This window comes from Caballeronia sp. TF1N1 (genome assembly GCF_022878925.1).
In the GTDB taxonomy this organism is placed as follows: domain Bacteria; phylum Pseudomonadota; class Gammaproteobacteria; order Burkholderiales; family Burkholderiaceae; genus Caballeronia.
Window position 1 is genome coordinate 1063008 of the sequence record NZ_CP084628.1, and the last position, 23117, is coordinate 1086124.

The window sequence follows — 23117 nt, forward strand, 5'->3', positions numbered from 1 at the left end:
ATCCGTCTGCATGAGGATCGCCGCTCGCGGTCGCGTTTAGGTCATCCAGCTGACATGCGCGCTGACGACCTTCCATCCATCCTCGAAGCGTATCCACGTCTGACTTTGTCGGCCTATACGCGCGTCGCCTTCCCTCCGGAATTCGATATTTGCAACGGCCATCGAATCTCCATAGGTCGTCACCATTCGTGCCGTCACCTCGCGCGCCAAACCTGTTCCGGACCGTGCCGCACGAAACTCGCGTATGGCGTCGTAGCCGTAGAGATTTTCCGTCGCCCCATAGCGCACCGTTAGCGACGAATCAAAAAACAGGTCATCCAGCATCGCGACGTCATTGCTAGTCAGGGCCCGTTCATACGCGTCGAACACCGCATTCACTTCCTCGAGAACATCCGGTCGATTGATCTCGTTCACGCTTTCTCCTCGGCAAAACGCGGTGTCGCACAACCCGCTACGCCAGCTTGCTCCAGACGCCGGGCGGCTTCGAATGCCAGGTCTTCGCGCCACGGCGCGGCAATCAACTGAACTCCCATCGGCAAGCCGGCTTCCGTTCGCATAGGCGCGGTCACAACGGGCAACCCAAGGCACGAGATGGGTTGCGTCAACATGCCGAGGCTGGCTCGCACTGCCATTCGCTCACCGCGGACCTCCATGAACTCGTCGCCGATGCGCGGCGCCACGACTGGCGTCGCTGGCGCGATCAAGACGTCGTAGCGCTCGAAGAGTTCCAGCACGCGTCGCCGCAACGAAGCGCGGACGCGTTGCGCCTGAATGATCCATGCGGCAGGCAGCAACGCACCCGCGATCAAGCGGTCGCGCGACAAAGGCTCACGCTCGTCGTAGTGCGCGCGAAGGTCCTTCATGTGCAATTGGCCGCCCTCGGCAGCGGTGATGAGAAAAGCTGCACCACGCGCCGCATCGGCATCCGGATACTCGACGGTATCCGTCGCTTCGAGCGCGGCTGACGCAGTGAGCGATGCGTTGCGTGCATCGTCGTGTGCGTAGTCGTCGAAATAGCCCGTCAGACGTGCAACGCGCAAGGTTCCGCTCATCGCACGCGCGGGCTCGAATTCACGCTGCGCGCAAGCCATATCGAGTGGATCGGCAAACTGTAGCGCGTCATAGACAGCGCCGAGGTCTTCGACACTGCGCGCGAATGCGCCCATATGATCCAGACTCGCGACGAACGGATACGTTCCGCGCCGCGACAAGCGTCCATAGGTCGGCTTCACGCCGAACACGCCGCACAGCGAGGCAGGCACGCGCACTGACCCATTCGTATCGCTTCCGAGAGTGAGAGGCACGAAGCCCGCCGCGACCGCCGCGGCGCTGCCGCCTGACGATCCACCCGCCGAGCGTGTCAGGTCGTGCGGATTGCGGCATGGTCCCGCGTGACTGTTCTCGGTGGTGAAGCCGTAGGCGAACTCGTCCATGTTGAGCGCGCCGACCATGATTGCGCCATGATCGGCGAGTCGTTTAACGAGCGTGGCATCCGCAGCGGCGGGCGCGGCATTGGCGAGCACGCGCGATCCCGCGATCGTCGTGACGCTCGCGATGTCGAACAGGTTCTTCGCCGCAAAGGGAACGCCTGCGAGCGGCGGCAAAGCAGCGCCGCTCGCGCGCCGTGCATCGAGGGCAGTGGCTTCATTGAGTGCGCGTTCGCGCGTGATCGTGGTGAAGGCGTTGATCTGCGCGTTATACGTGTCGATGCGAGCGAGCGTTGCTTCGATCAATTCGCGCGCACTGAATGCACCTTCGGCATAGGCACGTGCAATGGCAACTGCGCCAGCAGGGAATGCGTCGTTGATGGTCATGGGCGATACACCGGCGCAGGTTCGTCCTGGGCATCGACGGGATAGGCGAGCACCGGTGCCGCGAGTTGCGCGATGCGCGCGAATTGCGCCTTGACACGCGCGGCGGTGTCATCCGTTAGATGAGGGAAGTGCAGCCGAATTGCGGCGTCGGCATAAGCGTCGAGCGTTCCATCGATTTCCGGTGGCATGTTCATGGTTCTCGTTCGATGTTGAAAGCGATGATGAGTAGACAAGATCGTCTACCTCATTCGATATTGGAGAACAGACTTCGCGCCCGCGCAATCAAGGCACGGTCGCTGTTACGCGGACCGATCAATGACAACGCGAGCGGGCCGGTCAATTCGTTCGCAATGGGTATGGTCACTTGCGGCAGTCCGGCAAATGCCGCGATGGCGTTGAAGGTCAAGGCATCGCGATAAAACGCGCCGATACGCTCCGACGTTTCATTCTGGCGCAAAAGCGAGACGGGCGTAGTTGGCAGCACAATCAAGGCATCGGCGACGATATCCGCCATACGTGCCGCATACTCCTCGCGTAAAGCGTGGCACCGATTCACCTCCGCGTCGTCGATCGACTTGAGCCGCGCGAAGCGTGGCGCGATGTTCGCTCCGAAGCGCGGCGTATGCGTGTCGATCCATGAACCAAGAGACGCACGTATCGCGTCGTCCTGCAACTGCTGATAGACATGCAGCCAGTCCGAGCCCTCGCCCGCGAAGAGTTCGATCTCGGCGGATGCGGGTGCAAGTTCGCGCAGACGCGCGGAACCGTGCGCGTCGAATGCTTCCTTGCAGCGCACGAGACGCGTGGGAGCATCGTGGGAAGCGACCTCATCGAGGAGCACGTCGGCAACGCGCGCAAGCAGATCACCCGAGCGCGCGAACCATCCGACCGTGTCGAAGCATGGTGCAAACGGCAGCACGCCATCGAGCGATACCGCGTCGTGCGTTGGCCGTATGCCCCAGAGTCCGCAGAACGCGGCAGGCACACGCACCGAGCCGCCGGTGTCGGTGCCGAGTGCGAAATCGACACTGCCGCTCGCAACCGCCGATGCCGATCCGCTCGACGATCCACCCGGCAACGCATGCGGCCAACGCGGATTGAGCGGCGTGCCATAGTGTTCGTTCGCGCCTTCGAGGCTGTAGGCGAGTTCATCGGTGATGGTCTTGCCATCCACGGATGCGCCCGCCGCTAACAGCTTCGCCACGCACGGCGCATGACATTGCGCGGCATCGTGCGTGGCAAACCAATCGGGATTGCCGCCGCCCGTCGTCACGCCCGCGATATCGATCAAATCCTTCACCGCAAAACGCAAGCCATCGAGCGCGCCGCTGCCGGTTGCATTCACGCGAATACGCGGACCGGGAACGAAAGCATTCATGCGGCCGCGCTGTTCAATGCGTCGGCGAATTGCAACGAATCCGCGACGAAGCCATAGCATTTCCTCACGTTCCAGATACTCGCTTCCGTGCAGAAGTCGGGCGATGAAGTCGCGCAACAATCGGTGAGCATCACGCAACCGTAGCCGAGAAAATTGGCATCGGTGAGTGTGTGCATCACGCATTGGTCCGTGTTCACGCCCGCGAAAAACACGGTACGTGTACCGAGATTACGCAGAATGCTGTCGAGCGGCGTGTCCCAGAAGCCGCTGATGCGGTACTTGTCCACGCAGATGTCTTGCGGTTCGATCTTCAGTTCATCGACCACGGCGGCTGCCCACGAATCCTTTTCGAGGACATGTGCGCCATGTTCGGGCAAGGCCTCGCCAAGCCCGATTCCCGTTCCCTTCGGCTTATACAGATGCAGTTGATTAGGCGGCATGTTGGCGAGATCGGGCCTATTGCCCCAGTTCACCCAAATCACCGGCACGCCGCTTTCTCGCGCGATCGGCAGCAGGCGCTGCAATGGCGCTATTGGTGCACGGTCCGCACCGTAATCGCCCCCGATATGGTCGACCCACCCGCCTTTGGTGCAGAAGTCGTTCTGCATGTCGATGATCACGAGCGCTGTTTTCTCGATGTCGAAGCGCACTTTCTGCGGCTTGGCATCGAGTGTCGCGAGGCGCGGAACGGGCGTTGGCACGGCCATATCGACGAGCGTTTCCGTCGCTTGCCAGCGCGTCTGCGCAAATGCGCCGAGCAAGCCAGCGCCTGCCGTGGCGGGGTTCGGGGCGTGGTCCATCGTGTTCTCCATCGGAAAAGAGTTGAGGATGTTGCCGCAGGTCGCCGATGACACCGAACGCGACTGGCGCGAAGTATTCGACATTCACGCGCGGGTTGAACATGGCATTGAAGTTGCAATGTGCATTTCGCTCATGAATAACCTACTTACCGAAACTCAACGCAAAAGGAGTGCCAGTGATGTTCCGTTCGCAACAGCCTTCCATCCTGATGAAACGCGTCGTGGCCATTGCCGGCGTAGTTGCGCTCGGCGTGCCGGCGTTCTTTATCCGCCCTGCGCACGCGGCCGATGAAGCGATGCGCGTGGGCGTCCTGATCCCCGGTTCGAAATCCGACAAGGGCTGGATGGAGTCGGGGTATGAAGGCGTCGCGGCCGCGCAAAAAGAGTTCGGCCCGAAGCTGAAGACGCAGATCATCGAGAACATCAACTACGCGGACATGGAGCAGGCGCTCACGAATCTCGCGACGAAGAATCAGCTCGTGATCGGTATCGGCGGTCAGACGCAGGCTGCGGTACTCAAGGTCGCGAAGCGCTTTCCGAATGTGAAGTTCTCCATCGTCGGCGGCAACAAGGGCGAGAACATGCCGCCAAATGTCGCGGGCTATGACGTGAAGCAGGCCGAGATCGCTTATGTCGCGGGCGCGGCTGCAGCCATGCTGTCGAAGAGCGGCGCGGTGAGTTATGTGGGCGGCATGGAGATTCCGTCGATCGTGAATGCGGGCAAGGAATTCGGCAACGGTGCGCGCTATATCAATCCGAAGGTCAAGTACTTCGAGGCTTATACCGGCGACTTCGACAACGTGGCGAAGGCGCGCGAAGCGACAGCAGCGGCCATCGCGCAGGGCGCGGACGTGCACTATCACATCCTGAATCTCGGCTTGCGCGGGCTCGAACAAGCGGCGAAGGAAAAAGACACGCACATCATCGGCAGCTATACGGACCGTTGCGGAAGCGATCCGCTTTACATCGCATACAGCATCACGGGCGTGGGCTATCAGGCGCAGTACGCCATCGAGCAACTGGAGAAGGGGCAATGGCAGCCGGGCTATAAAGCGTTCGGCCTTGCAATGGGGCCGAAAGCATCCGGCATGGTGATCTGCAAATCCACGCCCGCCATGGACGCCAAGATCAAGCAGATCGAAGACGATATCCAGAGCGGCAAGATCAAGGTTTCTGAAGGATGAGCACGCTGGCTTCCCCATCCGCCGATAGTTCGCCCATTCTCTCGCTGCAGGGAATCGGCAAACGCTTCGGCGCGTTCACGGCGCTCGACGACGTCTCGCTCGACCTATATCCCGGCGACGTGCATTGTCTGCTCGGCGAGAACGGCGCGGGCAAGTCGACGCTGTGCAATGTGATCTTCGGTGTGCATCAGCCGGACGCGGGTGCCATGCGCGTCAACGGCGCGCCGTATCGGCCGCGCAATCCGCGTGAAGCGCTCGCGAACGGTATCGCGATGGTGCATCAGCATTTCAGTCTCGTCGACGATGCCACCGTGCTCGACAACCTGCTGCTCGGTCAGGCGCGGGGCTGGCTCGACCGGCCAGCGGAAGCCACGCGCGTGCAGGACGTGTTGGCGAGCGTCGGTCTCGATCTTGCGCTCGACGCGAAGATCGCGGACTTGTCCGTCGGCGAACGGCAACGCGTCGAGATCGTCAAATGCCTGATGCGCGAGCCGCGTCTTCTGTTGCTCGATGAACCCACCGCCGTGCTCTTGCCCGCCGAGATCGATGCGTTGCTCGACACGTGCGAACGCGTGGCGAGACGCGGTTGCGCGGTAGTGCTCGTGACGCACAAGCTCAAGGAAATCGGCCGCATTGCGACACGTGCGACCGTGCTGCAATCGGGACGCGTGGTCGCGCGTTCGTCGAATCCATCGAGGGATATCGACCGGCTCGTGCACGCGATGATTCATCGCGAAGACAGCGATGCCGCTGACGATCTCGCGACGCGTCTGTCACTCGTGCAAAGCGGCTCGCCGTACTCGCGACCGCTCGATGACGAAGTACTGCAACTCGACGGCCTGAGCGCTCGCGACGCGGAAGGCGTCACGCGTCTCGCGGACTGCACGCTCGTCGTGAATCGGGGCGAGATCGTCGGTATCGCGGGCGTGGAAGGCAACGGTCAAAGCGAACTCGGCGCGGTGCTCGCGGGCATGCTGAGCGCATCGTCGGGGCGCTTCTTTATCGCTGGCCGCGACATGACCAACGCCAGCCCGCGCGAATTAACGGAAGCGGGCGTCGGTATCGTGCCGGAAGATCGTCACGCGGTAGGCTGCGTCACCGGCATGAGTCTCACCGACAACCTCTTGCTCAATCATCTCGACCGCTATACGCGCGGTGGCTTTCTGCGCCGCCGCGCCATGCGCGACGCCGCGCTCGAACTCATGCAACGTTTCGACGTGCGTGCAAGCGGCCCCGATGCATTGTTCGGCGGACTCTCCGGCGGCAATCAGCAGAAAGCCGTTCTTGCACGCGAACTCACGCTCGACCCTTTGCTGTTCCTGCTTGCGGCGCAGCCCACGCGCGGGCTCGATGTCGGCGCGGTGGCCGCCGTCTATGCGCATATTCGCGCGGCGCGCGACCGCGGCGTGGGCGTGCTGCTCATTTCCTCTGAACTCGACGAACTGATGAGCGTCGCCGATCGCATCGTCGTGCTGTATCGCGGTCGCATCATGGGCACATGTACGCCCGATGCGAGCAATCGCGGTCGTATCGGCGCATGGATGGCGGGCTCGGGAGATAACGCATGAACGTCAACATGAAGCTGCATCGGCCGTTCGCGGCAACGTCCGGCGCGCGCCATGCGCCGCAATTACGCGTTGCGTTCGTGATCGCGGCGGCCGTGCTCTTTGCAATGCTCGCGGCGCTCGGCTTGATCGCGTTGATGGGCGTATCCATTGCCGATGCGCTCGCCGCGTTCGCAGATGGCGCGTGGGGCTCGCCCTATGCAATCGGGGCCTCCGTCAATCGCAGCCTCGCGTTCGCGCTCGTCGGCACGGGCTTCGTCATCGCAAATCGCGCGAAGCTGACCAACGTGGGCGGAGAAGGGCAACTGGCGATAGGCGGCATAGTTGCCACGGCGATGAGTCTCTACGGCGGATGCGCGCACTTGCCTTTAGGCCTCGCCTTCATCGTGCCGATGCTCACGGCGGCCGCCGCGGGTGCGGTATGGGGCGGCGTGCCCGGCGTGCTGAAAGCTAAAGCCGGTACCAACGAAGTCATCAGTACGCTGCTGCTTTCGTTCATCGCCGTGTGGCTGCTTTACTGGTGCGTGCAAAGCGATGCACTGCTGCGTCAACCAATGACGAGCGGCGCGACCTTGCCTGAATCGCTGGAAATTCCCGATGTAACCAAGCTGCCGGCCATCTTCATGGCAAGCGGCATGAACCTGAATATCGGCTTGCCGGTGACGCTCGTGCTGGCTGTTGCATCGGCCGTGATGCTCGCGCGCACGCGCTTCGGCCTGTCGTTGCGCGCAGCGGGGCTCAACGCCGTTGCCGCGAAGCGCGCGGGTTTGCCGATCACATCATCGCTCGTCGGCGCGCTTGCGATCGCAGGCGCGTTCAGCGGACTCGCCGGCGCGTTGATGCTGCAAGGCGATCAATACTCGCTGAAGGCGGGCTTCTCGTCGGGCTACGGTTTCGATGGCCTCGTCGTCGGTTTGCTCGCGCGTGGTTCGATCACCGGCGTGTTCGCGGCGGCCTTGATGTTCGGCTTCTTGCGCTCGGGTGGCATCAACATGGAGATGGTCGCGCAAGTGCCTTCGGCGCTCGTGTTGATCGTGCAGGGCATCGTCACGATCGCTTTGGCAGGCGGCGCAACGTGGCTCGATAAAGGAGAAACTTCGCGATGAACCTCGAACTTCTCGCGGTCTTTGCGGGCGCATCCATTCGCCTGGCCGCGCCCATGTTGCTTGCTTCGACCGGCGAACTCATCAGCGAACGCGCAGGCGTGTTGAACATGAGCGTCGAAGGCATGATGCTGACGGGCGCGTTTCTCGGTGCGGTGTTTTCCTGGCTGACGGGGCATCCATCGCTCGGGCTTTTATGCGGCATGCTCGGCGTGATTCCGCTTGCCTTGCTGCAGGCGTTTCTGAGCGTGACCTTGCGCGCGAATCAGATCGTGACAGGCATCGGCATCAACATTCTCGCGCTTGGTGGCACGACGCTCGCATACCGGGCAGTATTCGGCGAACGTTCCAGCGCGGTCATTCCCGGCCTCGCGCACTGGTCGCCGCCCGTGCTCGGCAAATTGCCGTTGATCGGCGAGCCGGTGTTCGGTCAGGTGTGGCTGCTGTATGCGGGGCTTGCCGTTTTGATCGCAACGTCGGTCATCATGCGCCGCACCGCGCTCGGCATTGCGCTGCATGCGACAGGCGTCGCGCCACGCGCCGTCGATCAATCGGGGCTGCCTGTTACGCGCATTCGTTATGGCGCGGTGGTGTACTCGGGCGTGATGTCGGCGGCAGCGGGCTGCTTCATTTCCATCGGCGACATACACACGTTCACGGAGAATATGACTAACGGTACGGGTTATCTGGCGATTGCCGCCATCATCTTCGGCAACTGGAAGATCGGCCGCACGGCGCTCGCGTGTCTCTTGTTCGGTGCCGCCACGGCCATGCAGTTTCAGCTACCGATGTTCGGCCTGCACGTGCCCACCGCGTTGCTCATCATGTTGCCGTATTTGCTTGCGTTGATCGCGGTGGCGGGGCTCATCGGCAGACAGACCGCACCGCCCGCGCTTACGCTGCCGTTCAGACGTTAAAGGCGGGTAACATCGACATGTCCTTATCAACGACACGACTCATGGCCCCGCCCAAGCTGAAAAGCGCCTCGAAAGAAGATGCCGCGCCCACACGCCGCACGCAGCTCGCGGCGAAGACGAAGGAGCGCATCTTCAGGATCGCCATTCGCGAGTTCGCGGACAAGGGCTTTTCCGGTGCGCGCGTAGAGACCATCGCGAGCCGTTCGAAGGTCAACATCCGCATGATCTATCACTACTTTGGCGGCAAGGAAGCGCTTTATGTCGAAGTCCTGGAGCATGTGCTCGCGCGCCTTCGCGAAGCCGAATTAGCTGTCACGCTCGACGCGCATACCGTCGATCCCGCCGCGGGCATTTTGCAACTTTATGACTTCACCGAAGGCCATTTCGCGGCACACCCCGAGCTGCTGTGTCTGCTTTCATGGGAGAACCTGAATCGCGCGCGCTACATGAAGCGTTCGAAGGTCATTCCAGCAATGTCGTCGCCGGTGCTCGACATGCTGCGCACGCTGATCCGTCGTGGCGAGACGGCAGGGACGTTAAGGCGCGGCATCGACCCGTTGCATCTCTATGTCACGCTGGTGAGTCTCGCGTATTTTCACAAATCGAACGCGTACACGCTGTCACGCATGTTCGATACCGAGATGCTCGCCGCATCGTGGCAATCCGCGCACAAGGATCAGGCGCATCAACTCGTGCGCGCGTTTCTCGCAAGAGAAGGTACGATGAAGCTCGCGGTGAATGCGTGATGCGGTGAATGCGTGTAGCGGTGAATGCGTGAATAAGCGTGCGATTCAAGCCGCGCGCAGGCATGTTTGCGAAGGCCGCAACAAAGAAGCATTGCGATGCGCCGCCTCTTTGTGATAAAAGCCGAGCCACGCACGCGTCCGTTATCGACGCGGGACATGCATTGGGAGTCAAGGTTGAGAAGGTCCGCCGAAAACAAGTTGAAGGTCGTCGCGGTTCGCGTCGAGCCCGCGATCGAACAAAGATTACGCATACTGGCGGAAGCGACTGGGCGCAAGCAGTCGTTTTTTCTGCAGCAGATGATCGAAAGCGGCATCGCCGCAATGGAAGAGCGGTGGCTCTCGCCGCAAGTGCTCGAACAGGTCAGGAGCGGCGCGTTGCAGTCGTTGCAGCCATCGAGCGGTGCGACGTCGGATTTGTTCGGCGATTTGCACGACGCTCAGGCCGAATGAGCGGCTTCGCTCACGCGGAAGCGGCCACCCTAAACCTGAGCAAAACCCAGTGCCATATCGAGAAAGTTCGCGGTCTTGGCTTGCGTGGCTTCAATCCGCGATGCCAACGCAAGCCTGATCGATACGGCTTTGCCGGTCATGTCGGCATACACGACGCCTTCGACTTGTATCTGGCACACGGAAGCCGGCACGAGCGACACGCCGAACTCGGCCGCGACGAGGTTCACGACCGACGAAAGCTGCGGCGCCTGCTGGCCTGCAACGGGCTCGAAACCGGCCTCCCTGCATGCGCCGACGATCACATCGTGCAGCGTCGGACTCGCCACGCGCGGCAGCATGACGAAGGGATCTTCGGCCAGCGCTGACAATGCGATCTTCTTTTTCTTCGCCAGCCGATGCGTGACGGGCAGCACCACACGCATGGGCTCTACCGCGATGTGGTGAAACTCGACGCCCACAGGCGACTGGCTGCCGAGCCGCACGAACGCGACATCGACGGTGCCTGCATCGAGATAAGCCAGCAATTGGGCGGTGTTGCCTTCGGCCAACGTAAGCGTAACGTTAGGAAATGCCTGCCGATACGCGCGAATCAGTTGCGACACGACCGGATTGAACGCCGCGGAACCCGTGAAACCGATGTTGAGTTGCCCCATTTCACCGCGTCCCGCGCTTTGCGCGTTTTCCACGGCAATGCGCGTGTCGTTCAGGATGCGTCTGGCATCGGCCGCAAACGCTTCTCCGGCCTCGGTCAGCACCACGCCGTGCCCCGTGCGACGGAACAGGCGCACGCCAATTTCGTCTTCTAGAGCGTGAATCTGCTGACTGAGCGGCGGCTGCCCGATGCCGAGCCGCTCCGCCGCGCGCGTCACGTTTAGCTCTTCGGCCACGGCCAGAAAATAACGAATATGGCGCAATTCCATGCGATATCTGTTAAAGCTATTTCAGAAAGACGAGATAGATATTGGACAGTATAACAACGACGCGACAAAATAACGCTATCGCGCAGACCGCGCGCCTATAACTCTTCCTCCAATACACGCGGCCGGTTTTCGACTGAGGCCGACGGGACGAGTCGCGCTCGACGAGCGTGCCGGCGACGTGCTGCGGTTGCTCAATCTAAAGTGAGAAGGGGTCTGCCCGTGGCTGAAGCCGTAAAAAAACCAAGGCCCGAGTTCCGGAACATCGGGCTTGGTCAACTCGCGAAGTATCGCTTGCCGCTCGCGGGGAAGGTGTCCATCCTGCATCGCATCAGCGGCTTGCTGCTTTTCGTGTCGCTGCCGTTCATTCTCTATCTGCTCGATCAGAGCCTGACCTCGGAACTCAGTTTCGACGCGTTCAAGGGCTTTCTGGCCAACCCCATCGTCAAGATCATCACGCTCGTGCTGTCGTGGGCGTATCTGCATCACTTCTGCGCGGGCATTCGCTTTCTGCTGCTCGACACGCACGTTGGCGTGAACAAGGAAGGCGGCAAGCAAAGCGCGTTGATCGTGCTCGTCGTCTCGCTGCTTCTCACGGCTGTGATGGCCCTTAAAATTTTCGGAGCCGTCTAAGACCATGGCAACCCAAAACAGAGTTGGCCCGAAGCGCCTGGTCGTGGGCGCGCATTACGGCCTGCGCGACTGGCTCGCGCAACGTATCACCGCCGTCGTGATGGCGGCGTACACCGTCGTTTTGCTGTTCTGGTTCTTCGCCGCTCACAGCTTCTCCTATGAAGGCTGGGCGTCCATCTTCGCCATGCAGTGGATGAAGCTTGCCACCTTCGTGACTCTGCTTTGCCTGTTCTATCACGCGTGGGTCGGCATTCGCGATATCTGGATGGATTACGTGAAGCCCATGGCCGTGCGCCTGTTTCTTCAGGTGCTGACCATCCTCTGGCTCGTCGGATGCGCCGGCTACGCTGCACAGATTCTCTGGAGAGTTTAAAGAACATGGCTGCAATCAAGACTTCCCTGCCGCGTCGCCGTTTCGACGTGGTCATCGTGGGCGCGGGCGGCTCGGGCATGCGCGCATCGCTGCAGCTCGCGCGTGCGGGCCTGTCGGTCGCTGTGTTGTCGAAGGTGTTTCCCACGCGCTCGCATACGGTCGCCGCGCAAGGCGGCATTGGCGCCTCGCTTGGCAACATGAGCGAGGACAACTGGCACTATCACTTCTACGACACCATCAAGGGCTCCGACTGGCTCGGCGACCAGGATGCAATCGAATTCATGTGCCGTGAAGCGCCCAACGCCGTGTATGAGCTCGAACACATGGGCATGCCGTTCGACCGCAATCCGGATGGCACGATCTATCAGCGTCCGTTCGGCGGACACACGGCCAACTACGGCGAAAAGCCCGTGCAACGCGCCTGTGCCGCGGCCGACCGTACCGGCCACGCGTTGTTGCACACGCTGTATCAGCAGAACGTCGCGGCCAAAACGCACTTCTTCGTCGAATGGATGGCGCTGGACCTGATCCGCGACGCCGAAGGCGATGTGCTCGGCGTCACCGCGCTGGAGATGGAAACGGGCGACGTGTATATCCTCGAAGGCAAGACCACGCTGTTCGCCACGGGCGGCGCGGGACGTATCTTCGCGGCATCGACGAATGCGTTCATCAACACGGGCGATGGCTTGGGCATGGCCGCGCGCTCGGGCATCGCGTTGCAGGACATGGAGTTCTGGCAATTCCACCCGACCGGTGTCGCGGGCGCGGGCGTGCTGATTACCGAAGGCGTGCGCGGCGAAGGCGGCATCTTGCGCAATTCGAACGGCGACCGCTTCATGGAGCGCTACGCACCGACGCTCAAGGACCTCGCGCCGCGCGACTTCGTTTCGCGTTCGATGGATCAGGAAATCAAGGAAGGCCGTGGCGTGGGTCCGAACAAGGACCACGTGTTGCTGGATCTGTCGCACATCGGCGCCGAGACGATCATGAAGCGCTTGCCGTCGATTCGCGAGATCGCGCTCAAGTTCGCCAACGTCGATTGCATCAAGGAGCCCATTCCCGTGGTGCCGACCATCCACTATCAAATGGGTGGCATACCGACGAACATGCACGGGCAGGTCGTGGGTACGTCCAATGGTTATAACGAGCCGGTCAACGGGTTCTACGCGGTGGGCGAATGCTCGTGCGTCTCGGTGCACGGCGCGAACCGTCTGGGCACGAACTCGCTGCTCGACCTGGTGGTGTTCGGCCGCGCGGCGGGCAATCACATCATCAAGCACGCGAAGGAGTTGAAAGAGCACAAGCCGCTGCCGGCCGATGCCGCCGACTTCGCGCTCGAACGTCTCGCGGTGCTGGAGAAGTCGACGTCGGGCGAATACACGCAGAACATCGCCAACGACATTCGTTCGACCATGCAGGCGCATGCGGGCGTGTTCCGCACATCGAAGCTGCTCGAAGAGGGCGTGAGCAAGATCGACGAACTCACCGCGCGCGTGAAGCACGTGCATCTGAAGGACAAATCGAAGGTGTTCAACACGGCGAAGGTCGAGGCGCTGGAGTTGGCGAACCTGATCGAAGTCGCGCGCGCGACCATGGTGTCGGCCGAAGCGCGCAAGGAAAGCCGTGGCGCGCACGCGCACAGCGACTTCGAGCATCGCGACGATGAGAACTGGATGCGCCATACGCTGTGGTTCAGCGAAGGCGATCGCCTCGACTACAAGCCGGTGCAGATGAAGCCGCTGACGGTCGAATCGGTGCCGCCGAAGGCACGGACCTTCTAAGGCACAAGGGAAAATCGAAATGGCAAAGAGAATCTTCGAAGTCTATCGCTACGATCCGGACAAGGACGCAGCCCCGCGCATGCAGACGTACGAGCTGGAGATCGACTCGCACGAACGCATGCTGCTCGATGCACTGCTCAAGCTGAAGTCGGTCGACGAGACGCTGTCGTTTCGTCGTTCGTGCCGCGAAGGCGTGTGCGGCTCGGACGCGATGAACATCAATGGCAAGAACGGTCTTGCGTGTTTGCAGAACATGAACGATCTGCCGCAGCGCATTGTGCTGCGTCCGCTGCCGGGCTTGCCGGTGGTGCGCGATCTGATTTGCGACTTCACGCAATTTTTTAATCAGTATCATTCGATCAAGCCGTATCTGATCAACGACACGCCGCCGCCGGAAAAAGAGCGTCTGCAGTCGCCGGTCGAACGCGACGAGCTCGACGGGCTGTACGAGTGCATTCTGTGCGCGAGTTGCTCGACGTCGTGCCCGAGCTTCTGGTGGAATCCGGACAAGTTCGTCGGACCGGCGGGCTTGCTGCAGGCGTATCGCTTCATTGCGGATAGCCGCGATGAAGCGACCGGCGAGCGTCTGGACAACCTGGAAGATCCGTATCGTCTGTTCCGTTGCCACACGATCATGAATTGCGTCGACGTGTGCCCGAAGGGGCTCAACCCGACCAAGGCGATCGGCAAGATCAAGGAATTGATGGTGCGCCGCGCGGTGTAGCGCGAATGGCGTAACAAGCATTGAACGACTGCCGAAGCTGAGCGTGAGCCAGCTTCGGCAGTTGTCGTTTGAGAGCTAGCTCAAGCGTGCAAACGTCCCGTCGAAAAGGGACAGATACTGAGAGTAACTAAGCACATTTTTAACTATCCGGTTAGAATATCGAGATTGCACAAGTGCCGTCGTCGGCACCGCTAATCGCCATGCTCCCCGCATGGCGTTGAGAAGGGCCGTGCCGCGCGCAACCCTGCGCCGTGCAGCAACGCTTCGTCTGCAAGCCTGTTTCGCCGATGCGTTCCCATCCAGCGTACCGAAGGCTCTATCCTTCGCGACCGACCGCGCCCGAGCTTCTTGGAGAAAATAGATGTCTACGAGTAATACCCGTGTTTCAGCCGCGCTGAGAACCGGTTGTGTGTTGTTGGGGCTCGCAATGCTGGCCACGGGTTTGTTCTTCGTTGCAGGCGGCGCGAAGCTCGTCTTGCTGCACGGCAGCCCGTACTTCGTGATCGCCGGGATCGTGATCGCCGTGGCCGCGGTGCAGTTGATGCGCGCGCGGTCTTCCGCGGTCATCGTGTATGGCGTGGCGTTCGTCGGCACGCTGATCTGGGCCTTGATCGACGCAGGCTTCGATTTCTGGCCGCTGGTGTCGCGTCTCATGTTGCCGACGGGCTTCATGGTGCTCGCGTTGCTGCTATGGCCGTCGTTGCGCAAGCATGAGAGGGTGACGCCCGCGTCGAAATGGGCATACGGTTTGAGCGCGCTGTTTGCGTTGGGCATGGTCGTCACGTTCGTGCAGATGTTCGAACCGCACGACCCGGTCGCCTTCGAGGGCACGCCTGCGCCGCTCGCACCGCTTGCACAGAACGACGCGCAGAAGAATTGGAGCAACTATGGCAATACGCCGGGCGGCAGCCGTTTCGTGGCGCTGAACCAGATCACGCGCGACAACATCAAGGACCTGCACGTTGCATGGACTTTTCATACGGGCGACGTGCCGGTGAGTCCCGGTGGCAACGGCGCGGAAGATCAGCAGACGCCGTTGCAAGTGGGCGATCGCATCTTCATGTGCACGCCGCATAACAACGTGATCGCTGTCGATGTCGACAGCGGCAAGCAAATCTGGAAGCGCGAAATCAATGCGCAGGCGCAGGTGTGGAACCGTTGTCGCGGCCTTGCATACTTCGATGCCACGCAAGCGCTTACGCAGCCTTCGGTCGCGGGTTCGACGCCCGTGATCGCGCCGACGCTTGCATCGGGCGAAGCGTGTCAGCGCCGCATTCTGATGAACACGATCGATGCGCGCCTCGTTGCCATCGATGCCGATAACGGCGCGCTCTGCGATAGCTTCGGCGACCATGGTTTCGTGAATCTGAAAGCAGGCCTTGGCGCGGCGGATGACCCCAAGTATCAGCTTACTTCCGCGCCGACGCTTGCAGGCACGACCGTGGTCGTGGGCGGGCGAGTAGCGGATAACGTGCAGACCGACATGCCCGGTGGCGTGCTGCGCGGTTTCGATGTCATCACGGGGCAAATGCGCTGGGCTTTCGATCCGGGCCATGACGATCCCAACGCGCAACTCGAGCCGGGTCAGACCTTTGCTCGGAGCACGCCGAACTCGTGGGCGCCCATGTCGTACGATCCCGCGATGAACACGGTGTTCATCCCGATGGGCAGCTCCTCGGTGGATCTCTGGGGCGCGAACCGCACGGCTCTGGATCATCGTTATGCCACGTCCATCCTCGCGCTCGATGCCACGACGGGCAAGGAGAAGTGGGTCTACCAGACGGTCCACAACGATTTGTGGGACTTCGACGTTCCCATGCAGCCGAGCCTGATCGACTTCCCCGAGAAGGATGGTTCGACCAAACCCGCCGTGGTGTTCGGCACGAAGTCCGGGCAGGTCTTCGTGCTCGATCGGCTTACGGGTCAGCCGCTCACGCGCGTCGAGGAAAAGCCCGTCAAAAAGGGCAGCATTCCCGGCGAGCAGTATCCCGATACCCAGCCGTACTCGGTCGGCATGCCGCTCATCGGCGCCGATACGCTGAAGGAATCGGACATGTGGGGCGCCACGCCTTTCGATCAACTCATCTGCCGGATCAGCTTCAAGTCGATGCGTTACGACGGTCTCTTTACGCCGCCCGACACGGACATCTCGCTGAGCTTTCCAGGCTCGCTCGGCGGCATGAACTGGGGCAGCCTTTCGACCGATCCGAATAGTCACTACATCTTCGTGAACGACATGCGCCTCGGCCTCTGGGTGCAGATGATTCCGCAGAAGACCGACAACGTGCAGGCCAGCAACGGCGGCGAGTCCGTAAACACCGGCATGGGCGCGGTGCCGCTGAAAGGCACGCCTTACGCCGTCAACAAAAACCGCTTCATGTCGCCGCTCGGTATCCCTTGTCAGAAGCCGCCTTTCGGCACGCTTTCCGCGGTCGATTTAAAGACGCAGAAGATCGTATGGCAAGTGCCTGTGGGCACGGTGCAGGACACGGGTCCCTTCGGTATCAAGATGGGGATGAAGATGCCCATTGGCATGCCGACGCTCGGCGGCACGCTGGCGACGCAGGGCGGCCTCGTGTTCATCGCGGGGACGCAAGACTACTACCTGCGTGCCTTCGATAGCGCGACCGGCAAGGAGGTATGGAAAGCGCGTCTGCCGGTGGGAAGTCAGGGTGGACCGATGAGCTATGTATCGCCGAAAACGGGCAAGCAGTACGTGCTCATCTCGGCGGGCGGCGCGCGACAGTCGCCGGATCGGGGCGATTATGTCATCGCCTATGCACTGGATCATTGAGTACGCGCCGTCGCTTGGTTAAAGTGACGGCTTCTCTTCGAGCCTGTCGGCCTGGCGCGTCAGCACAACAACAATATGCGTCTTACATCTCTTTCGGGCCGCTGTCTGGCCCTGGCCCTGACCCTGCTAGGCACGTTTGGCATGGGCGCTACGGCGGTTCATGCGCAGAGCGCCGTGACCTTGTATGGAACGATCGACACCAGCATCGAGGTGACCAATCCCGGTTCAGGGTGGACGCCGCGCATGGATTCGGGCGCGTATCGCGGTTCGCGCTTCGGCATGCGGGGCGCCGAACCACTGACTGGCGACACGCGTCTCCTGTTCGATCTCGAAAGCGGCTTCAGTTCCGCTGACGGGACGCTTGCGACCGCGGGCACCTTGTTCAATCGTCAGGCATGGATCGGCGTCGGCGCGCCGTGGGGCGAAGTGCGCATGGGGCGTCAGTATTCGCCGATCTACATTCCGTTCAAGGGACAACTCGACGCCTTCGGTGCCGGGACGATCGCATCGGGTCTCAACAACCTGTCGAAGATCACGCCTTATACGGATAACGGCATCACGTATCTGTCGCCGGACATTCACGGCTTCACGACGACCATCATGTTCGCCTTGCGCGATGCCGGCGCGGGCAATGGCTTGTCGGGCAATTACGAAACCTTCGCGTATCGCAACGGGCCGTTCCGTATTGCTTACGCGCATCAGGACACGCAGGGCAGCACGGGGCTACGTTCGAATCTGAGTGGCGTGTCGTATCGCTTCGGCAAGACGACGGCGTTTCTCAACTTCTTCAATGGCGATGGCGGATCGCCGCGTTATCACGACGACGGCATGTCCGTCTCGATGCGCTACGCGTTCTCGCCGGCTCTGCGCGCATCGCTTGGTTATGCTTATGCGCGCGATCGATCGGGCGGCGACAATAACGCGGACCAGTTCAGCATTGCGTGCGAATACGATCTTTCGAAGACATTGATGTTCTACGCGACAGGCGCGATGCTGCGTAATCGCGGCGATGCCACCTTCACCTTGCGCGGTGTGAATGTGACGGGGCTTCCGGCCGCGTATCCGGGTGCGCCGATTCGCGGCGTGCAGATCGGCGCAATCGAGCGATTTTAAGCGGCTCCAGGCGGCTTTAAGCGACGCTAAGCGGCTTTATCGAAGTGCGTCGATCAAACCGCGCAACGCGACGCGCAACAGATCGTCCGATGTCGGCTTGCCGACGAACCTCATCGCGGGCGCAGATCAAGTCAGGCATCGAAATTCAGCAACATTTGACCTATCCGAAATAAGAAGTCGAACAGAATCCATGTACAAAAAAGGCGCAGCACTCGAATTGCAGTTTGCTCCGGCTCGTTTGAATAGCGGCGCTGGCGATCCCTACTGGATCGATCTGACCATGGAAGAAGCGCGACGTCTTCATGGCGAACTCGACGCTTACCTCGCCGCCGATCGCGAGCGGGGCGCAGACCCGCTGGTGGTCACGCTCGACCGTGGCGCAGAGGACGAGACGCTCAAGGACGAGCAGCCGCCAGCGGCACGCTCCCACGTCGAATCCGAATTCAAGCAATGGGTCTGCGTGATCTGCGGATGGATCTACGACGAAGCCACGGGTGATCCTGAACACGGCGTTGCAGCCGGCACGCGCTGGAGCGACATTCCGGACGACTGGCGCTGCCCGCTGTGCGATGTCGGCAAGGAAGACTTCGCGCTGGTCGAGTTCTGAAAGACCTTCGTTCGTTTCATCGAGTTGCCGAGTTGCCGAGTCGCCGAGTTGCCGAGTCGGGGGCGACCTTGCATCGGCGCTTGTCCGTGGTCTGTCGCGATGGAAGGTATCTGCGATAATCGGCGCATTGCATCGAGACCCCACCGCCATGCATCCATTGCTCAACGCCGCAGCACTCGCAGAACTCGCGCAAGCCGCCGAAGATCGCGCGCGGGGTGTCGCATGCGACTGCACGAAGACGGCCCTCGATGGCTGGCAATCGCAGCCTTTATCGCTAGACGAAGCGGCGCTCGTTCAGGTCGGCACGCTCATGTCGCCGGACGATCATGAGCCGACTTACGCGGAGTATCCGCCGGGGAATTCGCAATACTGGTCGGCGGAGGCACCTATCGCGCCGCGCTACTTTCCGTATAACCGCTGCGACGTGTGGGAATGCTCGAAGTGCGGCAGGCTCTATTTGCGTTATACGGAAGGCGGCGGTTATTTTGTCGATCGTCGCATTCGCGCGCTCAAGGCGCGTCTCGTGGAAGACGCCGCGCTTGAATAAAGCGCGCGGCGCGACTCATCCCTTGCCGCGCGCGGGAGCGCTTTCCCCCTCGGGCGCAGGCGTTCCCTTCGATGTCCCTCGCGCCGCGCTGACGAGATCGCGCAGCGTCCGCACGACACGGTAGCCGATCAATCCCCAAGTCGTATTGGCAATCTGCATCGTCCATGCATGGCTGCCGTTGTTGCGGCTCCAGTAGGTCTTGAAGCGCTCGGAACCCACCCCGAAGTCGATGTCATAGCGCTGCTCGAAGGCCCACTTCACGCTGTGTTCCCATGCAATGGAGCCCGGCCCGAACCGGCCGTATTCCGCATTGAATCCCGCGATAACGGCGTTTGCCATCGGATTGCCGTGACTCATGATGACCGCGGCCATTGGCTGGTCGTCGAGTGTGACCATCATGAGTCGCGCGGGCGGTTCCTTGTCAGACGTCTCGCCGCGATAGGTGAGCGTGGAGATGAGAAAGCGTTCATAGTAGGGCGAAAACAGCCATTTTCCGCGCTTGCCGACACGGTCGCTCCAGCCACGCTTGGATTCGAGCATCCAGCGTACGTAGCGCGCGATTGCTTCGGTATCCGATGTATTGACCATACGAATACTCAGTGCGCCTTCCTTGGCCAAGCGACGTTCGAGCTGACCGGGTTTCTTGCCGAACATCGTGCCGAGCGAACCGGAGAACGTCTTCCAGTCGCTTTCGTCGCGCAATTTCGCTATCCACGATTCATGCCGCGACCGGCCGAGAATATGCCGCTCCGCCGACGCAATGCGATGCAACTCCGACCCTTCGTTCATATAGGGCAGGTGGATGAAATCCGTCTTGAAGCGTTCACACGCAATACGCCATGCGCGCTCGATCAGCGCCCGTGCGTCCTGACCGTCCTCGACGAGCACGCTGGTGTAATCGCCGGCATCGGGGCTAAGGGGCAGCAGATACGTCCACAGTGCGCGTCGATAAGCAACGAGCGGCCACACCAGCCGAAGCTCGCCGTTCTCGCGCAAGACGATGCAGCGCAACTTGCGGCGTCGCGGTTTGGCAACGTGGAGCCACGCAAGCAGACACACATCGAAACGCTGGAAGTAGCGGCCCTGTGCTTTCAGCCAAAGCGTCTCCCATTCGTCCTTGAGCGCACGCAAGCCAGGCTCGTCGCAGACGAGTTCGATTCGTATCTCGGAGTCGCGCATCGGGTCGCTCTTGACTGACTGTCCATCCTTGAATATCCCACGACTTCAGAGCGACTTAGGTTCGGGATCGCTCATAGGTTTTCATGATTTGCGCGCCGTCGCGCAGACCGTAAGGTTAGAGTAATTTAGGCGTCAGATTGTCGATGCTTTGCCGAAGCAATGGCGCATGTATCGCACGACATGCGAGCGCTCGACGATGAATCGCATGTAAGCGTTTGCGCACCGCAACGTGCATGTGCGAGGGGGAAGCCCGGCGCGCGAGGCGTATATGATGGCAGCGTCTTACTTCCGGGAGCGACCATGCAGCCGACTACCTTGCTTGTCCCCACTTTCACGCAAATGCTGAAAGGACTTGCCGCCTGGCTCGACAAGGCCGACGCGCATGAGAAAGCGCGTGGCATGACCGCCGATGCATTGCTGCCGTTGCGTCTCGCGCCCGACATGTTTCCGCTCGCGGCACAGGTGCGCTTCGCCTGCTTTCAGGCGCAGGAGCCGGTGCATCGTCTGCTTGGCGCGGCGCTGCCCGATGCGCTGATAGCGCTGCGCGCGGAAGGCGCTCATTCGAACGAGCAACCCGGCACTTTCACGGATGCAAAAGCCTGCATAGCGGATGCCATCGGCTTTCTGTCGAACGTCGCCCCGAACGCATTCGATGAAGTAGGCGGCCGGCCCATCGCGCTCGATCTTCCCAACGGCGTCGTCTTCGATATGACTGGCGAGCAATACGCGCGCGACTGGGCGCTGCCGCAGTTCTATTTCCATATCATGACGGCCTACGCGATCCTTCGTCATCATGGCGTGCCGCTTGGCAAACCCGATTACGTGGCGCACATGCACGCGTACATCAGGCCAGGAACGCTGCCGGGCGCGAATTCATGACGCAGGGTTGCCGTATGCCGTCGAACGAATTGCTGCGCCAAGCGTGCGCAGCGTTTCGCGCGCTTGCCGGTCGGTGAGACTGGAGTACATGACGACATCGCGTGCGGGCAGCGGCGGCAACTCGAAGCGCGATCCGACATCGATCGTTCCCTTCGGCGTGACGCGTCGTCCCAACGCGGCAGCAGCCAGTCCCGCCGATACCGCCGCGCCTATCGTGCCCAATCCGCCGCCCACGAACACTTCCGTCCACGCGACGCCGGCTGTATCGAGTGCATCGATTGCCATGCTGCGCACGCTGCACGGCGGAGGCTGAGTCGCAAGCCGCAGCGGCTCGCCATCGCGATGCTGAAAGTCGGGCGCGGCCATCCAGCCGAACGCTTCCTCATGAATGGTCTCGCCGTCCAGACGCCGGCTGTCGTGGCGCAGAACGACGGCGGCATCGAGCAGGCCTGCGTCGAAATCCTCGAGCAAGTCGCGCGATGACGCGATTCGCATTTGCAGCACGACGCCCGGTTCCGCCTCGCTCACGCGCCGCAGCAAAAGCGGCAGTTCCGTACCGACGATATGGTGGCCGATGCCGATCGCCATGCGGCGAGTACCAGCGCCGAATGAACCCAGCGCGCCCTGATGCGCGGCAAGCAGCGCACGCGCGGGTTCGAGAAACGCGCTGCCTTCCGCCGACAGACGCACGAGCCGTGGCGTGCGTTCCAGCAGCCGGCGCGCGAGGCTATCTTCCAGACGCTTGATCTTCAGGCTGATGGCGGATTGCGTGGAATCCATCGCCTCGGCCGCGCGGGTGAAGCTTTTGAGGTCCGCGGTGAGCACGAATGCCTGCACGGCCTCGATATCGAGAGTCTTCATGGTCATTCGTTTTTCGAATCATTGAAATATCAATTCATATCGTTTTCAAATGATAGAGCGATGGGTATTCTGAATGCAAGCTTCTTCCACGCTCGTTCACTCTCGAAAGGATCGATCATGCTGCTCGCTCAATATGCTCATCGTCTCCCGGCCGATTACGACACCGGCATCATTCGCGCGCGCGCAAAAGAACGCGGACCCTTGTGGGACGACTTGCCCGATCTGCACTTCAAGGCGTTCCTGCTGCGCGAGAGCGGCCGTCATGGCGCGCTCGAAAACACTTATTCGTCGCTTTATCTGTGGCGTCGTGACGAGGCCTTCGGATCCTTTCTCGTCGATGGCCGCTTCAAGACGGTGACGGACAGTTTCGGACGGCCGCGAATCGAAACGCGCTTCGCGCTCGATGCCGTGAGAGGCCCGGCACGCATCGCACGCTTCGTGTACAAGGAAGAACTGGCTGTCTCACCGGACACGGATTTGCAAACGGTGTTCAAGGCGGAGATCGAGCGCAACCGGCAGACGGCCGCCGAGTCGCATGTGGTCAGCGCGGCGGTCGGTGTGGACGCACAGCAGTGGAAGTTGACGCGCGTAGTGGTGAGCGAACGCGAGCCCGATGCAACGGGCAAAGCGATCGCCTACGAAGTGCTGCATTTCGCGACGCCGTTGCTGCACGAGCTGGAATCGGCGAGCCGTTGAAGATGCGCGAACCGGCGTATGGGCCGTGGCTCATCTTCGCGGTTCATAGGCCGGTT

Annotated in this window: 24 protein-coding genes; 16 read left to right on the top strand and 8 right to left on the bottom strand. The window is 61.4% G+C overall.

What is annotated here, in order from left to right:
* Positions 1–36: 36 nt before the first annotated feature.
* The 5 genes from hpxZ to LDZ28_RS25600 are packed head-to-tail and all read right to left on the bottom strand — an operon-like array spanning position 37 to position 3992.
* Positions 37–414, bottom strand: a complete 378-nt coding sequence (gene hpxZ / locus LDZ28_RS25580; protein WP_244830206.1) for an oxalurate catabolism protein HpxZ — start codon at positions 412–414, stop codon at positions 37–39.
* Complete coding sequence (locus tag LDZ28_RS25585; protein WP_244830207.1) at positions 411–1814, bottom strand: AtzE family amidohydrolase; 1404 nt, start codon at positions 1812–1814, stop codon at positions 411–413. Before LDZ28_RS25585 ends, hpxZ begins: the two co-directional genes overlap by 4 nt.
* Entirely contained in the window at positions 1811–2008 is a 198-nt protein-coding gene (locus LDZ28_RS25590; RefSeq protein ID WP_244830208.1) for an AtzG-like protein, read from the bottom strand. Before LDZ28_RS25590 ends, LDZ28_RS25585 begins: the two co-directional genes overlap by 4 nt.
* Positions 2009–2058: 50 nt before the next feature.
* Entirely contained in the window at positions 2059–3192 is a 1134-nt protein-coding gene (locus tag LDZ28_RS25595; RefSeq protein ID WP_244830209.1) for an amidase, read from the bottom strand.
* A complete protein-coding gene (locus LDZ28_RS25600) occupies positions 3189–3992 on the bottom strand; it encodes a cysteine hydrolase family protein (protein WP_244830210.1) in 804 nt (267 codons plus the stop codon). The genes LDZ28_RS25595 and LDZ28_RS25600 overlap by 4 nt, the downstream gene beginning before the upstream one ends.
* Positions 3993–4168: 176 nt before the next feature.
* Here LDZ28_RS25600 and LDZ28_RS25605 point away from each other — a divergent pair, with 176 nt between their 5' ends.
* From LDZ28_RS25605 to LDZ28_RS25630, 6 genes are all read left to right on the top strand, one after another.
* A complete protein-coding gene (locus tag LDZ28_RS25605; protein WP_370652236.1) occupies positions 4169–5176 on the top strand; it encodes a BMP family protein in 1008 nt (335 codons plus the stop codon).
* On the top strand, positions 5173–6744 hold the full coding sequence (locus tag LDZ28_RS25610; RefSeq protein ID WP_244830212.1) for an ABC transporter ATP-binding protein: 1572 nt from the start codon (positions 5173–5175) through the stop codon (positions 6742–6744). Before LDZ28_RS25605 ends, LDZ28_RS25610 begins: the two co-directional genes overlap by 4 nt.
* Positions 6741–7847: an ABC transporter permease gene (locus LDZ28_RS25615; RefSeq protein ID WP_370652237.1), complete on the top strand. Its 1107-nt coding sequence runs from the start codon at positions 6741–6743 to the stop codon at positions 7845–7847. Before LDZ28_RS25610 ends, LDZ28_RS25615 begins: the two co-directional genes overlap by 4 nt.
* Positions 7844–8761 (top strand): ABC transporter permease, encoded by a 918-nt coding sequence (locus tag LDZ28_RS25620; protein WP_244830213.1) that lies wholly within the window; start codon positions 7844–7846, stop codon positions 8759–8761. The genes LDZ28_RS25615 and LDZ28_RS25620 overlap by 4 nt, the downstream gene beginning before the upstream one ends.
* A gap of 41 nt (positions 8762–8802) precedes the next feature.
* On the top strand, positions 8803–9507 hold the full coding sequence (locus LDZ28_RS25625; protein ID WP_244830214.1) for a TetR family transcriptional regulator: 705 nt from the start codon (positions 8803–8805) through the stop codon (positions 9505–9507).
* 174 nt (positions 9508–9681) lie between these two features.
* Entirely contained in the window at positions 9682–9957 is a 276-nt protein-coding gene (locus tag LDZ28_RS25630; RefSeq protein ID WP_244831042.1) for a hypothetical protein, read from the top strand.
* 29 nt (positions 9958–9986) lie between these two features.
* On the opposite strand, the gene LDZ28_RS25635 is transcribed toward LDZ28_RS25630, so the two are convergent.
* A complete protein-coding gene (locus LDZ28_RS25635; protein ID WP_244830215.1) occupies positions 9987–10877 on the bottom strand; it encodes a LysR family transcriptional regulator in 891 nt (296 codons plus the stop codon).
* A gap of 219 nt (positions 10878–11096) precedes the next feature.
* Between LDZ28_RS25635 and sdhC the strand changes: the two genes are divergently transcribed.
* The 8 genes from sdhC to LDZ28_RS25675 all read left to right on the top strand — a co-directional run bounded on the left by sdhC (position 11097) and on the right by LDZ28_RS25675 (position 19446).
* Positions 11097–11507 (top strand): succinate dehydrogenase, cytochrome b556 subunit, encoded by a 411-nt coding sequence (gene sdhC / locus LDZ28_RS25640; protein WP_244830216.1) that lies wholly within the window; start codon positions 11097–11099, stop codon positions 11505–11507.
* Positions 11508–11511: 4 nt separating this feature from the next.
* Positions 11512–11880 carry a succinate dehydrogenase, hydrophobic membrane anchor protein gene (sdhD, locus tag LDZ28_RS25645; RefSeq protein WP_244829108.1) on the top strand — a complete coding sequence of 123 codons (369 nt, stop codon included), beginning with the start codon at positions 11512–11514 and terminating at the stop codon, positions 11878–11880.
* A gap of 5 nt (positions 11881–11885) precedes the next feature.
* The gene (gene sdhA / locus LDZ28_RS25650) at positions 11886–13661 is read left to right on the top strand and encodes a succinate dehydrogenase flavoprotein subunit (RefSeq protein WP_244829109.1); all 1776 of its coding nucleotides are present in this window, start codon (positions 11886–11888) and stop codon (positions 13659–13661) included.
* Between the two features lie 19 nt (positions 13662–13680).
* Entirely contained in the window at positions 13681–14385 is a 705-nt protein-coding gene (locus LDZ28_RS25655) for a succinate dehydrogenase iron-sulfur subunit (protein ID WP_244829110.1), read from the top strand.
* 361 nt (positions 14386–14746) lie between these two features.
* Positions 14747–17179, top strand: a complete 2433-nt coding sequence (locus LDZ28_RS25660) for a glucose/quinate/shikimate family membrane-bound PQQ-dependent dehydrogenase (protein ID WP_244830217.1) — start codon at positions 14747–14749, stop codon at positions 17177–17179.
* Between the two features lie 75 nt (positions 17180–17254).
* The gene (locus LDZ28_RS25665) at positions 17255–18292 is read left to right on the top strand and encodes a porin (protein ID WP_244830218.1); all 1038 of its coding nucleotides are present in this window, start codon (positions 17255–17257) and stop codon (positions 18290–18292) included.
* Positions 18293–18482: 190 nt separating this feature from the next.
* Positions 18483–18899, top strand: coding sequence for a rubredoxin (locus LDZ28_RS32785; RefSeq protein ID WP_244830219.1), 417 nt, complete (start codon positions 18483–18485; stop codon positions 18897–18899).
* 148 nt (positions 18900–19047) lie between these two features.
* Positions 19048–19446, top strand: coding sequence for a hypothetical protein (locus LDZ28_RS25675; RefSeq protein WP_244830220.1), 399 nt, complete (start codon positions 19048–19050; stop codon positions 19444–19446).
* A 15-nt stretch (positions 19447–19461) separates the two neighbouring features.
* Here LDZ28_RS25675 and LDZ28_RS25680 read toward each other — a convergent pair whose 3' ends face one another.
* Positions 19462–20625: a GNAT family N-acetyltransferase gene (locus LDZ28_RS25680; protein ID WP_244830221.1), complete on the bottom strand. Its 1164-nt coding sequence runs from the start codon at positions 20623–20625 to the stop codon at positions 19462–19464.
* A 300-nt stretch (positions 20626–20925) separates the two neighbouring features.
* Between LDZ28_RS25680 and LDZ28_RS25685 the strand changes: the two genes are divergently transcribed.
* On the top strand, positions 20926–21504 hold the full coding sequence (locus LDZ28_RS25685) for a DUF1993 family protein (protein ID WP_244830222.1): 579 nt from the start codon (positions 20926–20928) through the stop codon (positions 21502–21504).
* On the opposite strand, the gene LDZ28_RS25690 is transcribed toward LDZ28_RS25685, so the two are convergent.
* A complete protein-coding gene (locus tag LDZ28_RS25690; protein ID WP_244830223.1) occupies positions 21499–22365 on the bottom strand; it encodes a LysR family transcriptional regulator in 867 nt (288 codons plus the stop codon). The genes LDZ28_RS25685 and LDZ28_RS25690 overlap by 6 nt on opposite strands.
* 117 nt (positions 22366–22482) lie before the next feature.
* Here LDZ28_RS25690 and LDZ28_RS25695 point away from each other — a divergent pair, with 117 nt between their 5' ends.
* Complete coding sequence (locus tag LDZ28_RS25695) at positions 22483–23061, top strand: DUF4865 family protein (protein WP_244830224.1); 579 nt, start codon at positions 22483–22485, stop codon at positions 23059–23061.
* Positions 23062–23117 lie beyond the last annotated feature (56 nt).